Source organism: Nocardia sp. NPDC019395, assembly GCF_040632335.1.
Lineage (GTDB): Bacteria > Actinomycetota > Actinomycetes > Mycobacteriales > Mycobacteriaceae > Nocardia.
This window is the reverse complement of record NZ_JBEYBT010000001.1, coordinates 943,812-959,708: the sequence shown is the minus strand read 5'-3', so window position 1 is coordinate 959,708 and position 15,897 is coordinate 943,812. Positions and strand designations below refer to the sequence as shown.

1 protein-coding gene (cut by both window edges) is annotated in these 15,897 nt (G+C 68.4%); it reads right to left on the bottom strand.

All 15,897 nt of this window come from inside a single coding sequence — locus ABZ827_RS03855, T3SS effector HopA1 family protein, on the bottom strand. Of the gene's 49,623 coding nucleotides, 16,597 precede the window and 17,129 follow it; the stretch shown corresponds to coding positions 16,598-32,494, spanning codon 5,533 (partial) through codon 10,832 (partial); reading right to left, the first codon wholly in view occupies positions 15,893-15,895. Both codon boundaries (start and stop) fall beyond the window edges.

The window sequence follows — 15,897 nt, the reverse complement described above, 5'->3', positions numbered from 1 at the left end:
GGACTTCGTATCCCAGCCACCGTGCTGCGATGAGAACCTGCTGCACAAGCCCCGGCGCTGATCTCTCCCCGGACACAACTCGGCCGACCACCTGACGGCTCATGCCGACCAGACCCGCTATCTCCTCCAGCCTGGGCTTGCGATCCAGCTCTCGCTGATCCAGCGCGAGGAACCAGTCCGTAAGCTCGACCGAGCGCGTCGACGCGGCGGCCGCGGACGCGTCGATACGAGCCCGCGTCCGGTCCACCAGATCCGCCAATTCCGTGCGCATATGCGCCTCGGTGCTGTCATTGCCCGATTGGATCTGCTGCCTCAGCCACGAGATGACCTGCGCGACCTGCCCGCTGCGGGCCGCCTGCTGCCACCCGGCCTCGTGCAGTGCCTGCAGCTCCGAATTCGCAACGACGATGGCGCTTCGGACTCTCTCGTCCAGCTGGTCCGGCCGCACCCCGACCAGATCGGCAAGCTCTGTGATCAGGGCCCGGAACTGGCCGAAGGTCAGATCGTCCGGCACTGGACTCACCGAGTCTGTGTCGGGTGCCTGGGACACCGCCAGACCGGAGGCGCGCGATACCCGCCGCACCACTTCGGCGACGACCCTCTTTTCCAACCCGACCAGCATCTGCCTGCTGTGCCGGGCGAAAGGTTTGGCCCTGGCGGCTTCCGCCGGTTCGAGTCCCAGGAAAAACCGCCGCCACAACCACAGCCGCTGCGGGGCGGGTAGTTCCCGCAGATTGAGCAATGCCGCGTCGCTCGCCTCGACCAGGACGCGGTGTCCGTGCGGGGCATCTCCCGCGCCGTATCCGCGCAACCGCTGCGCGATCCGCGCGGCAATCTGCCGGAACACCTCGGTATCCACTGCGTCCCGGGCGAATCCACGCAGCCAACCGGCATAATTCGTCGCCTCGGGGAGGGCCCAGTCCGGGCGGCGGATCACCCGCAGTGCGTCCGCACAGATTTTTTCCACAAACGCCGGGCGTCCGCGATACCCCCGCGAAGTGAACAATTGCCATAGGACCTCTCGGCCGATCTGGCTCCGCAGCTGCGCGATCGCCTGCTCGTCGCCGGCACGCGCAGCAGCCAGCAGCCTGCTGAATTCTCCGCCCGCGTCTTTGCCCGGCCCCTCCGATCGCGGGTTCGCGTTCGAGGCCTTCCCGGCAGGGTGATCCCCGCCCTGATACTGAGCGTCACCATCGTGGTCGTGGTGCCACGCCCACACCTGGTCCGGCAGATTTCTCGCCGGGCGGGGAGGCTGTCCAGCGGTGGCTCTACCCCGTTCAGCCGGACGGTCCAGTGCCTCGAACTCGTCGAACCGCGCGGTCTCGGAATGGGGGGCGAGCCGGGCGACCTGTTGCCTCCCCACATCATTCGGCTGTTCGGTTCGAACCGCTCCGCCGCCGAATACGATCGCCTCGACTGCTTCCACACCGGCCGGGTTCTCGACGAAATCACGCGAGAGTGCCCGGACCACATCTCTGGTGTGGTCGATCATGATGATCGTGCCCTCGTAGTTGGTGAGCACGTACGGGCGCCAGTCGCCTCCCGAGGTGACCATCAAAGCCGTTGCGCCGAAACCCCTCTCGACCAATTCCGCGACCACCGCGGATTGGCTCGCGTACGGCACCACTGGCCCACCCGCAGCAGCGGGCAGTTCCGCCGGCCTCACGCCGAACCCGTCGTCTCCCGGCCGCAACACGGTATCGCCGGCGACCAGATCGGCCAGGTTGTGCATAGTCGCGACATCTTCGGAATCCGACTCGATCCGCACCCTGTCGGGCCTGATGCCGAGTTCCGCCAACGCGGCCACCAGCTGATCGTCGAGATCCTTGACCGTGACCGCGCCCTGGATGGCAGCCTGTGCGGCTTCCAGCGATTCGGGTGCGTTCTCGAGAAGATGGACCCGCCGCAGCAACGCGGCAAGGTAGCTGCGACTGAGCTCACGGACCCGCGCGTGGCGCTGTACTGTCTGGCGGATATCGGCCTGTAATTGCGCGTTATCGCCACCGTCGAGTTCGGCGAGCAGTCGTTGCTGCCGGCGCAGCAGTTCGCCACGTGCGAGTTCGGCGGCCCGCTGCGTCCTCGTCAGTTCCCACAACCGCCCGTGGTGCGGAACGGGTTGCCGGAACCCCGAGTACGGCGTCGCTTCCGGCTGCGCGGCAGCGGTTTCGGCCAACGGCGGCGCATGATCTCGACCCGTCCCATACAACAGGTCGTGCATCTCTCGCCCTAGCCTGTCCACCGTCGACAGGGTTTGTAGCACTTCACTGACCGCCGCCTCGAACTCGTCGATACGGTCCCTCGGTTGCGGATCGGTGGTTACCCGGCGCAGGCGCTCGATCTCCCGGTACGTTCCGACTTCGTCGAATATCAGGACTCCGTCGCGTTTGAATAGTTGGGGACGGACCCCCAACGTCCGGGCCAGCGCTTCGGCGGCGTCGCTCATCTCGTCCGCCATCCGGGCCTGACGCTGATGCTGCTGGTCCAGGCCGGCGAGCCGCGCCCGAATGTCGTCATCCATCGGATGCATGGCATTGACGCCGGCGAACACCACGCCTTCGACGTATTCCATCTCCGCGCCTTGCGGTGACCCGTCGAACTCGCGGACCACCGCAGCAAAGTCGTCCACCAATACCAGGATGCCGTGGTAGTTGGTCGCCGTGTAGGTATGCCCGCCGGGCCTGCCGTAGTTTTCGACCAGCTGCACGCTCGCACCATGCCCCAGCTCGGTCAGTACCGCCTTCACCTGGCGAACAGCACCGGGGAACTGACGTGGGTACGCGCCTGCCGCACTCGCGATTTCAGAGCCGGAGGTACCGGGCAGCACTCGCGCATCCGTGGCGATGGGGCGCATACCCGGGTTGCCGGACAACGCCGCAAGCTCCAGCGACGCCGATGGCCCGCAGCACTTGCGATACATCGACTCGATCTCATACGCGGGCATGGCCGCGGCCAACGTCCTGTCCAACCGGTCCACTTCGGCGGCCAGTGCCGCGATCCGGGCGGCCCGCTCGGCCAGTGCGGTCAGGCTGTCCGCCAACGGCCCGGGCGGCACCAGTTCACGCAGCCGCGCCAGATGCGCCGGTCCGATATCCTCCAATCCGGAATACCTATCGGTCAGCCTGCGAAAGTGCTTACTCTCCGCAAAATGGGCCACCAGCGCCCGCACCCGTTGCTGCACCATGGTGTGCAGGCCCTGCAGTTCGCTGTCCAGCTGGCCGTTGCGGCCCATCTGATCCAGGGTGGCGGCATACAACCGCAACCCCTGACGATTCCGCATCTCCGACTCGGCACCCGGGACCGACGAGAACAACGGCACCGAATCGGCACTCTCGGCGGCCCGCACCGGACGCCCATCGACATACAGCATGGCGCTATAGCGTCGATACCCATCAGGGTCCGGTTCCGGCGCGAATTCCTCGATCACACCGGCGGCGCGATCGATCCGCAACAGCAGATGGTTGTGGTTGGTCACCACGAACCGGCGTATATCCGGCCACCCACGGCCGATCTCCACGACCGATGCCGTGGCGCCCGGCCCGCGCTCGACCAGATCAGCGATCAGCAATTCGACTGTCGGATACGGCTCGTTCGGGCCGGACGCCCAGTCAAGCGCCATACCGGTCGGCTGGTAGCCCGACTCCGGCCGCCGCACCGCCTCCTCGCCGACCAGATCCGCAACCGTGGCCGCCACACTGGGGCCGTTCTGTGGCCCGATGTCCTTCGGCCGAATTCCCAGCTCCGCCAGTGCCGATGTCAACTGCCGGTCCAGGTCGGCAACCCGCTGCGCGGCCCGCGCAATATCCGCGGCGTCCGCCACATCGGCCCGAATCGTCCGGAACTTATGCTCCAATACGGCCGCGAGATGCGCACGGCGCAGGTCGAGCAGCCGCGCATGCCGCTGCATCGCCTCGTCGAGAGCCGCGATCTCACCAGGTCCGTCGGAGCTCGCCCTGTGAAGCGCCTCGTCCAGGGCCGCCCACTTGGCAGGTCCGTCATCGACCGCGTCGTAGCTCGCCCTGCGCAGATGCACCCGGTCGCGCTCATGATCGGCGATTTGCAGCGCCCAGGACAGTTCCGCCAGACGACCGGGCTCCGTCGCGGTCACCGCATCAACAAATTCGAGGGTGTCGGCCACCGGCTCGCTGGGGTCCTCCGGCTCCTCATCCGCCGACACATCACCCGCGGCATCAGCGCCGGTCTCGGGTGTCCACGATTCGAAGAGCGAGAAGATCGCGTCGAGCGGATCCTCCAACGCCCAGCCGCTCGCTCCGTCCGCGGCCGGTTCCTCGCTGCGCGGCGAGTGGTCGCCGGAATGTGCCGCGGGTGGAGCCACCTCGGGGCGCGGGCCCGCGTTCGGGACCTTCCGGGCAGGGTGATCCTCGCCCTGATACTGGCCGTCACCGTCGTGGTCGTGGTGCCACGCCCACACCTGGTCCGGCAGATTTCTCGCCGGGCGCGAGGGCCGTCCGGCGGTGGCGCGACCCCGTTCAACCGGACGGTCCAGCGCCTCGAACTCGTCGAAACGCAGGGTTTCGGGATGGGGGTCGGGCCGGGCGATCGGTTGCCGCCCAGCATCATTCCGCGCTTCGGGCGGGCCGAATTCGCAGACCTCGGTGTAGGCGACCCTGCTCGCGGCCCGGGCGGGGACGAACTCGCGGACCACCCCGGTGCTGTAGTCGACCTCGAGAACGATGCCCTCTCGGAAGACAACGAGATACGGGTGCGAGCGGGGAATCCCCGAACCGTCGTCGATGTAGGTGTCGATCACCAGGAGCGGGCGGCGTTCGATCGATTCGACCCGGCCCGAAGCCAGTGCCCGGGCTCGGACCGACTTGTGACCGGCCACCCCATAGCCGCACAGCTCGGCTTCACCGTTCACCGCGCGGGCAAGTGTGGCGGCCGGCGTGTCCGCAGAGTCGATCGCCACCTCCGATAGGTTGATCAACCGGTAGGGATGAATTTCACCGAAGCAGTAGTCGTTCACCGCCTGGGCGGCCAGCGCTACGCCGGTGTTCTCAGGTGGTGGGTCAATGGCCGCGAGCCCGGCGCCGGCAGGAACCCCCGCGGCGCGTTCCTGCCGGATACGGGCCACCGCCCCGCTCAGCACGTCCCCGAGCTGCCAACTCCCCTCGCGATCCAGTTTCCACACCCAGCTGTCGAGGTAGCAGAACTTCCGGAAGGCGGCTGCCAGGTAATCGCGGTCGCGCGGGGATACGCCTTTACTTCGCAATATCGTCAGCACCTTCGCCAGGACTTCACGACGGAGGATCACGCTGCCCCTCAGCTCGTCCTGATCAGGATCGGACCGGTACTGCACCAGGGTGTCGAATATCCTCCAGTCGTCGCCAGGGGCGCGTTCGGTCGCCGGCAGCGAATCGAAAATCGCCTGGATCAGGGCGGCCAGTTCCGCCCGCACCTCGAACAGCTCCTCGTCCGTCGCCAGACGCCAGCGCTGCCGGCCGGGCTCCAGTCGCGGCTCGTCGATACCCGCCCGCAGTGGGGCATACGCCGGCGTGGTTCCCACGGCAGGATGTGGCGCCGGTCGAGGACGGATCCAGGGGGCCACATCGCTTACCTCGGGGTCGCCGCCCCCCGTCAGCGCTTCGTGCCCCGGCAGGGCGGTGGTTCGCGGACTCCACCTGAGTCCTCCGGGCAGCTTCCCGTGCGAAGGTCGCAGCCCCAGCTCATTCCACTTCGATTCGGGATAATCGATCCGCATCGAGCGGACCTCATCGGTCTCGGATCCCGTGAGTGAGTCGGCGGCGAGCGCCGACCAATCGACCGGTGTGGCACCCGGTCTCATCGCCTCCGCGACCGGCCCCGAGGAAGTGAGGAATCCGCGCAATTCCGCCGCGACCGCCCGCAGCGTCGTTGCGCGCGGGCCGTCGTCCTGGGCCGCCGCGAGTCCCTCCAGGGCACCCGGGTTCAGCCTTGCGGCGACCATGGCAGCGGTTTCGGGGGAGGCGGTGAACGGCGACCCGAATTCGCGGAACGTCAGATATTCCGTGGGTGACATCGCCACCGAGGCGGGTCCCGTGCCGTCGTTGTACACCATGACCCCGGTGTTGAACACGTGCGACCCATCCCCGGGATTGATTTGAAAGAAGGCGCGCATCAGGGGCGCGAGCTCCGGATCGTTCTGCACAGCGGCCGGAAGGGTGCCGGGATGCCCGAGGTAGATGACCAGGTCGATCGCATCGTCCGCGCCGACCGCACCGACATACGGAACCAGGCCGTGCCGCGCATACAACTGATGGATACACAGCCATTTGAGGGCGTACTTCGTGCGCGTGTACAGGACATCGAAGTTCTCGACGCCGATTGCGGCCGGGGGTGAATTCGCCGGGTCCCCCGGAAGCGAGTCGCTCGGGTTCGCGGGTTCGGATACTGGTGCTCGCACCCCTTTTCGGCCCAACCGTTTCGCCACATCCGCCGGACTGGGTGCCCGCGACGCCCTGCCACCGGTGGACGCACCGCGCGCATCGGGGTCGCTGGGGTCGTGCTTGCCGATCCAGGTGAGCGGTTTGGGTGCGCGCGCATCGGTTTCCGGGTCGTAGGTCTCGACGGCGGTTCCGTCGGGACGGCGGAAAATCGCGTAGGTGGTATGTCCTGCCGACTGGGCGACACCCCGGGTGTGCGGGTATTCGTCCTCGGTCGTATCGGGGCGCTGCACGGCGTGGCGGTCCACCGGGTTGCGCTTGACCGGGTCCCGCCATTTCACCGTCAGATCGGTATCGACGAACATCTCCCGGGCGTGGGCGCCGACAGCGTCGGGGCGGTCCGGGTCGAACACCCCGTACTCGTCGACCACCACCGCCGTCGCCCCCACCCCGTAGGTGAGCAGCTCGTCGGCGATCTTGTCGTGGGCGGTTGCCTGGCCATCGGCTTCGAAGGCCGTGGGGTGCCAGCCCGCTTTCAGGCCCGCCGACAGTTCGGAACCGGTGCGCCCCGCGGCGCCGACGTCCGCGGCCCGCGCCAGACCGAGACGCGGCCAGCGTTCGGCCTGGGCGTTGATCAGGTGGGTGGTGCAGTTGGCGTCGTCGCCTTCGAGCAGGTGGTCGAGCTGCGGGAGCTCGTGGGTGTCCGGGGCCCGGTAGTCGGCGACGCCGCCGGGTGCGGAGAACCCGGACGGCTGCCAATGGATATCGAGATACCTCTCCAGGTCGCCTGCCTGACGTTCGGCCGCGGCAACGATCCCCCGGCCTCCGGGCAAGGCCGCGACTTCGATCTCGGCCATAGCCGTGCCGAGCACGACGCTGCGGTAGTGGAGCTGGGGCTCCATGAGCGCGGCGATATCGTCGACCAGCGCACGACCCGATTCGGCGTCCGTGGTGTCGGCGCCCCGGTAAACAACGATCGCGTTCCTGCCGTGAGCGCGGAACCCTTTGGACGCGGCAACCAGCGCCTCCACCATTGGTTCGGGTCCCGATTCGGACTCCGCCCGGCCCGCGACGGTCACTCTGATCCCCCGGGCGGTATCGATATCGCCGATGGCGATGGCCGGCCGCCCCGGCCGGCCGGTATCGCCGAGGCCGAGAGCGAGAACGTGGACCGGCGGATGGCCGGGCAGCGTCGCCGCGATGATTTCGGCTTCCCGTAGCTCCGCCAGCCGTGCCCGCAGGGTCGCGAGTGCGGTGCGATCGGCGGCGGTGAGGGTCCCGGCGGCCTCTTTCACCTCCAGCTCGGCGAGGGCGCGGGCCAGGATCATCCGGTTCGCGCGGTTGCGCCAGCGCGCCGGGACACCCTCCTGTTCGGCGAGTTTCTCCGGTATGCCCTCGACCCGGTCCCAGCGGCGGTCGTAACTCAGCATGTCCCAATTGGCGAGGAAGGAGTCCGGATCGCCGGCTGTCGCGTCGCCGAACAGCGGGTTCCACAGATCGCGGGCGGTCTCCGAACCACGTAGGTCCGGCACCCGCGGAAGGAGGGGCCGGCGGTACGGCGGGGTTTCGGTGCGCCGTGCCGCCTGCACCGCTTCGAAGGCGAGGTCCGGATTCCGATCGGCGGGACTGGCCTCCGCTACCCACGGGCTCTCGTCCTCGAGCCCGATGACATCGAAACGGGCCCGCTGCGATGCCAACTGTTCATCGGCCAGCGCCGCGCGCACCAGTGCGGCGGCGCCGGGGTCGACGACGAGCCGCAGGTCTGTACCGGGCTGAGACCGGGCCAGACGGCGCAGATCCCCCGCCAGCACTTCCGGATCCGTGCCCTGCCAGGCCGCTGCCGCGCCCCTATCCGATTGGCCCGACACCGCGGAGGGATGCAGGCCGGCGCGCAGCGCTTCGGGGGTCGGCGCCGTATCGGTGACGAAGACCGTTGTCCGGCCGGGGGTTTCCAGATTGCCGACCAGCACAAAGGAGCGTGCGGCATCCTCCGATATGGGCAGCGCGAGAGGCCGCGTGCCCAACTGGGCATCATCTTCGGAGATACCCGCTCTCGGCACGGTTCGGTCGGCGCGGTTCAGGCATTCGAGCAGCGCCGCCAGCCGGGTCGCTTCCACCGCGTCGCCGGACGCGGTCGCCTGCCGCGATTGCTCCGCCAGCAGGCACAGCAGCGCGCTCGCACGGTTACTTTCCCCGACCCCGTCCAGTCCGGCGATCAGATCCGGAGCGCCGCCGATGAGCGCCACCTTGTCCGCGTGGGAGAGTTCCGACCACATCCTCGTGATCTCGGCAGCGGTCAGATCGGGCGCTTCGAACAGCTCCCGCAATACCGCGGCCCGCGCCCGGACAGCCTCGGACAGCGTCCCATAACCCGCGAGGTCGAACCGCATCGTCCGTTCCGCGGGCATTTCGTGGAAATCCGCGACCGGCTCGGCCATCGCGTCGCGCACAGCCCGCGCCCCCGCCCGGCCGTCACCCTGACCGCTGATCTCGTATCTGGGCTGCACCGTCCGCAGGCGGGCTACCTTGCGCAGTTCGCGATGCAGCGCCTCACCGTCGCTCACCGCATTCGCGGCTCGGCCCGTGACGTCGAGATCGTCGTCGTAAGGCAACACCACGATCATCGCCACGGTGCCGCGGGTCCCCTGCCGGGCCGCCAGATCGGCCGCCGAGCCGGCCCGGCCCACCAGCTGACCCGCACTGTTCGCCGTTTCGGCGATATGGCCGATCACGATATCGGCGGTGGCCGGATCCCCGATCTGGATGATCATCCGACCGCTCGCGGCGTCGCCGCCGGATTCGGCCACGTCGATTTGCCGGTCGGCGGTGCCGGTTTGCGTGTCGTCGATATCGTCGGAACCGGTGTCGTTCGCCTTGTAGGCGAGCAGCCGGACTGCCGGGATCCGGCCGCGGGCGGCCCGGGCATCGACGTGATCGAGGGCTTCGGCCATCGCCTGGAGTTCCAGTCGGCGCGATGATTCCGGCCGGACGTTACGGCGATTCAGGTCGCCGTCCAGGCCGACCCGGTTCCGTTCGTTCCGTTCCCCGGAATCCCCGGGCGGCCCCCGGTCGTCCCGATACGTTCCCGTGAACAGCGCTGCCGGCTTGTCGTCGCCTGTCGCCATCCGTTCTCCGGCGACGTGGGGGATGACGGCGTTGCCGTCTTCATCGGCCACGATCCCGTTGACCCGCAGGATCTCCAGGTTGTCTTCGCCTTTCAATTCCGCTATCCGGTCCCACACCTCACCGTCACGCAATACCGTGGCATTTTCACCTTCACGTTCCCGCTCGTACCACCACAGGTGCCCGGCCCGGTCGAGCTCGACCTCGAACATGAGCGCCCCGACCCGGCGCCCGTGCCGGAAGGTCATCGCGCCGGCGGCCGCGCCGCCGTATTTGCTCACGTGGGCGACGAGGTGGTCCAGTGAGTCGAAATGCTGCCATTCGGCATCGGCTGCGGCGGCGACCTGCTCCTCGTTCGCGCCGGCCAGTCCGACCCGGGCAAGATCCGCGACACCCGCGGGTTTGCGCTCGAGCCCGCCGCGCCGAATCCGGAAGTCGGTGAACCGATCCACCGAATGGAAGGCCCCCAGAGGCGAACCGGTAATCGTTGCGTGGATCGGCACGGCCGCACCGGGATCGATCTCGGCGTACTGGTCCGATTCTGCGACCGTGGCGATCTCCGACAAACGTGCTTGCAGTTCGAGGGACGTGGCGCCGCGGCCGACGAGCCGCTCGAGTTCATCGATCTGGGCCAGCAACCAACGGCGCTTACGATCAGCCCGCTCATACCGCTCGATTCCGGACACTCGCGACAGCTGACGGTCGTGCCGTCTCAGCAGGTCTCTGACCTGCTTGTCCGATGGGTCGCTGCTGATATGCGCGCCCAGCGCCCTCCTCCGGTTCTCGCCGGTCAATTTCGAAGGCGGAATACCGAGTCGACCGGCCACCTGGCGATGCAGCGCCGCCCGAAGCGCGCGTTCTTCGCGCAGCGACCGCGCCGTCAGAGAGTCGGGGTGGATCCCACTCTGCCAGAGGTCGTACCGGGCTCGACCGAGCTCGGCTTCGGCCGTGCGCACGGATTCCAGCACCGGATCGAGAGCATCTTCGCCGGCGATCCTGCGGAACTGCTGCATCCGCGCCTCGCCGATCATAAGATCCGGGATCTTCCCGAGCAGCGAGGCGATCCGATCGGCACGCCCCTGCCGGATCGCGTGCCCGATCAGCGCGGACACAATCGCTCGCAGCCGCTCGGGAACCATATCGTCGAGCGTCAACGGCATTCCCACCACCCGCGCCACTTCGTCCCAGTGGAATTTGTCCATCCCGCCGGTCAACTCGTCGAAAAGTGCCTCCACATCGGCCAGGATCCCGGTGACGGCCCGGACCCGCCCGGCGTGCGCCACGATCAGTTCGCCCGCCGCGTCGATCTCGGAGACCGGACCCGATGCCGGGTGACCGGCCAGATGCTGTACGAAGCCGCGCACCTGGGCATCGGCCGAGATCAGGTCCGGCGCCGCCTCGAACAGACCCACCAATGCGGCCACGTATTCCGGGTCGTCGGTCGTCCTGGCAAGCTCGCCGACGATTTCCAGGAGTTCGACAGGCGTGGCCGACGCGGCGGCCGCCACCCGCGGGTCCGTGGCGCCGAACACGCGGAGCAATTCCTCGATCCGCGCGACCGCACGCTCCCGCGCCGCCCGCGCATCATGCAGGTGCCGAGCGATCCTCCGGTCGGCTTCGTGTGGCGCCGTGTCGATATCGGCGTCCACCGCCTCCGCCGAGGAAACCAGCGCGACCGCCATCGACGCCCTGTCGTCGTGGACCAGATGGGTTTCCGGCCTGCGCCGCACCGAATCCCGTTGCGCCCGGGCCGAATTGTGCGCCGCGATGCGCCGAGCCAGCTCCGCGGCGTCGGCATGCGCCCGCTCTTCGGCGGTCGAGACCGGGTTCTCGCCGGTACCGCGCACGATCACGATCATGGCGTCGCCGGGCTCTACCTCGGCGTCGAAGATATCCACCGCTGCCGACATCGCCGCGTGCAGCTCGGTCTCCTCGACAACCGCCCAGTGCACCCGGGATGCCGTATCGGGATCACCGAACGCCATCGTTGTTTCCGTGCCGTCGCCGGTGACGCGGCTCGACAGCACAGCCGCCGACGGTGCCCGCTCGGCCGCCCACCGGGTTTCCTCCTGGATCGCGGCGCGGTCCGCGGACGGTTTTCCGAAGCTCTGCGGCGCGGTCTCGGCGGCCCGAGCAGCTACGGACAGCGGGAGTCCGGGGGCCTGGACCAGTACGTCCGGATGTTCTGCCAGCAATACCGCCTGCACATACGGAGGCCAGTTCCGCCATCGCGATTCGTTGGTCCGAGCCAGCTGCCGATGTTCCTCCACACCCGACCCGGGAACGGGCAACAGCTCCTGGATATCGCGCATTCCCTCCCATCGCATTGCGGTGGCCACAATCCACTCGGGATCGTCCGGCAGCGGTGACAGGGCGCTGTCCCGCACCGAGTCCGGGCTGTCGTGGCGCCCGGCGGGCGAGACGAGTTCGACTCTGTCCACGTCCAAGCCCAGTCGCTGCGCGGCATCCTGGGCACTGTCCGGCTCCAGGCCGTAGCACAGCACCACCGCGACCTGTTCCCCGTCGGACCGGGCGAGCATGCTCATGGCGCGGGCGAGGGCGGCGTCCGGTGTGAGACCCGCATGCCGGGGCGTGGGCCGGTGCGGTACGGCGATGACCCGGATGTTGTGGGCCGCATCGGCATCGCCGAGCACCAGGGTGCTGGGACCACGAGCCTCGATATCATTCCCGGGATCCGGAATGCCGAGCTCGGTCAGCTGGACTGCGGGGTTTCCGGGCAGGTGGCTGGCCCAGCGCTCGGCGACGGCCAAACGGTCCGCCCATAAGGCTGTTTCGGCCGCCCACGCGACCCAGCCCGGGTTCGGCGGAGCCGGTTCGATTAGAGTCCGGTCGGCTACCTCTTCGATGATGGCGCGAGCCCGAGCCAGTCGCGTCCGGTTCAGCTGATCGCTGATCGAATCGGGCAGATCCGAATCCTTCAAGGTTTCGGTCAGGATCTGCAGGAGCCTCGGCTGGGAGCGCCGGGCCATTTCACTGTTCCAATGCTTCTCGAGAAGCTGCAACCGCCTCCGCCGGATGGTGGGCTCATTGTTGTCGAGGCTCGTGGTGAGTTCATCCCCGAGGTCCATGTCCACCCGGATCTTCAGTACTTCCCACAGATCCCGCAGACCGTTGAGACTCTGCCGGTCTTGCTCCGTCGGCATCCTCTGCTCGAATCGGCGCCGCATCTCGCTGAGGTCACGATCGATGGCCGGCAAGGCCTGTCGTGGCTCGATATACCCGGGCAGGCGCGCACCGACCAGGACGTTCTTGAAATCCAGTCCCGCCACCGCGATCGACGTGCCGTTCGGCCCGAGCCGGCGGCCGGGGGTCCCGTCCGGATGCACCACCATGCCGGAGATACTGTCGATCCGGCCCTCGTACCGGGCGGCCCATTCCGCGAACGTCAGCACTTCGCCGTCGTCGTTCACCATCACCCGGCCGCCGGCGCGGTATACGGCCACCGCGTGGGAACCCACCTCGTCCGGGCTGTCGTAACCGATGTGTCCGACCACGGCCACCACCGCATCGCCGGTCTCGTACACCCGGTAACGGAGTTCGTCGAGCGAAGACCAGCCGCCGGGTTCCCAGTCCGAGCCGACGATACCGGGAGCGTCGGCGGCCCGGACACCCTGCAGTTGGTCGAGCGCCCGGGCGAGCGATTCCGGCGGAGTACGGTTGATGGCTGCGTATACGGCCTCCACGGCATTCTTCAAGCACAGGTTGACGGCGCCCCGCCGCGATGATCCGGCCCCGGAATCCGGCGGCTGGTATGGGACCAGGTCGCCGGGCCGCCGGTCCGACGCCAGCATGGTGTCGAGCTGTGAGCCGAGCCCGGTTGCCAGCGCCTCGTCGATCCGCGCCAGCTGCTCCGTCGCGCCGTCTCGCGCCAACCGGAAGCGTTCGGAGGCGAGCGTTTCCATACGCGCCGCCAGCCCGCGCACCAGGGTGGCCCGCGCCGCCAATTTTTCGCGTTCCTCGGCGAGCGCGATCAACTGGTCCAGGGCCTCGATCCTGCGGCCGTGCAGATATGAGTTATCAGGACGTATCGCCGAGTTCTGCACGTGCTGCCAGGCTTTGCGGAGACCGGCGAGGTTGTCCGGGTCGTACTCGAACAAGACCCCTCCACCGGCCCAGTTCTCCCGCGCCTTGTCCTGGGCCCGGTGGAATTGTTCGCCGGCCACCTCCCACTGGACCTGGGTCTGCACCGCGGCCGACTGCAATCTCCCGATCGCGTCGAGCTGCCCCGTCGCACCGTCGGCAAGCGCGCCCGCCGCCATATCGCTGTCGATTGTGCGGATGAGTTCCGCTTGCCCGATGGCAAACGGCTGGTCGTGCTGACGGCGCAGAGTCTCGGCCACGGCGCTGACCCGGGCCGGGGTCAGATTCTCCACGGAGATACCGACCCGCGGCGCCAAAAGCGCCGCGGCCTTTTGCCGCTGCAGCGCCTGGGCGGCCCGAGCCCGGACGCCAGTGGGACCAGCCGTGGAGTCGGAACCCACCCCGCTGCGGTGGACGCCCTGTTCGATCCGCCATCGGGACGCGGAATGCGCCAGCCGGGTCAGCGCCGGCCCTACCGGGGTGGGCGGGTCAGCCGTATCCGCGGTCAGCCGTGCGGCGCGGACGAACTCCAGGGCGTCGGCCAGTCTGTTGTCCATCGCGGCGGCCGCCGCGCGAATAGCGGTGAGTTTCAAGGGCAACAGCTCACCACCCGCGCGCAGTGCCCAGGCGTCCGCCTCATATTCCCGCAGCCGACGCGCGTCCTCTTGCAGTACCTGCAGTCTCGTGAGCAACACGCGATGGGTCTCATCAGCCGCCGGGTGTTTTCCCTGCCGCGTGAGCACCCAGGAACGGACCAGAGCGGTCTCGAGAATATCCAGTCCGGCGGCGCGCACCTCACCGGTCGTGAGCGAAAGTACCGATTCCAGTGTTTCGGCGGGGTCGGGAATACCCTCCTGTGCGGGGTCCTTCACCCGCGCGACATACCGCAGCCGTTCCAGATCGATCCCGAGCCGTGGCGCCGAATCAGCGGCCACCGACCGCCTACGGCCCCACCTGCCGCCCCCCGTGACTCGATCCTTGACACGACCCCACCAGTGCCCGGCGCGACGCGTCGAATCGCCCGCTCCGAGCTCATAGATCTCGCCCACGGGAGTCGGCGGCAGGTCCGGATGCTCGCCGGTGAGTTCTTCTCTTCCACTGGCGAATCCGAGCAACCGCTGCGCCGCGGCGTCCCAGATCTCCCGGCCGTCACCCCGGTAGACGACCTCCAACGTCGGCCGCATTTCCGACGGCGACCGGGATTCCCGCGCGACCCGCGTGGTCACGACCCGCCGCACCACATCCTCGGCCGCGCCCGCTGCCTCCTGCGCCGCGGAACCCAATCGCGCGACCAGAACGGCGGCCCGCGGCTCGGCAGCGCTTTCCGCCATCGCCCCGGCATCACGAACCTGGCCGACCAGCGCGCTCCGGTCGCCCGCCGACTCGGGGACGAACCAGGCCACATGTTCCGCGGCCACCTTCGAATCACCGAATTCGATGACCAGCAGACCGGCCGACGCCGCCCCGGGGAAGGCCAGCAACCGAGCCGGGACCCCGAGCCTTCCGGCGAGCACGTCGGCTTCGGCCAAGGCAGCCTCGGCAGCAGTCAGCTCATCCAACCTGGCCTGCTGGGCCGGAGTGCGAATATCCAGTGCCCGCAGTTCCCGAAGCCTCGCCGCGAACAGCCGGCGGTTGTGCTTATCGCGGTGGTAGGGCGGGATCACTTCGAGCGCACCGAAGATATCCGGGTGTTCGATCCGCAGGGCTTCCCGCTCGAACCGGCCGCCCTCGTCGTGACCTGTGCCGTCCCAGAACGCCGTGGCCCCCCGCACCTGCGCCTCCATGGCCGGAGTTTCGGCTCCGTGCCGCGGTAGCAGCTCTCCCGGTTCGCGCAGACCGGCCCGCGCCAACGCGACCCGCAGTCTTTCCCGCCGGAAAGCCGGCATCATCGCGTCGGGCGGATCGGGGTCGCCGGAGAGAGCGGTCGCCGGGAAATCGCGGCCCTCCCTTCCGGTGGGTTCCGCGCCGCGGGCGAGGGGCCGAACCGGCTTGCCGTCCTTGCCGAATACGATGCCGAACAGTTTTCCTGTCGGCTGTGCCCACTTCGCGAACGGCTTGTCGATTACCTTGTTGCCCTTGCGTTCGTGCACCCAGACCTGTTGGTCGGGGCCCTTGTACAGCACGAACGCGTGCGCACCGGCATCGCCGTAACTCACCGCACCGAACACAATCTCCCCGGCGTCGGCGCGACGCCACATGGCCTTCATATCGGGGAACCCGCCCGGTTCCCAATTCGCGTGCGCCGCTTTCGCCACCGCTTTCGGCATCATCCCGTCCAGGAGAAAGGCGGGGT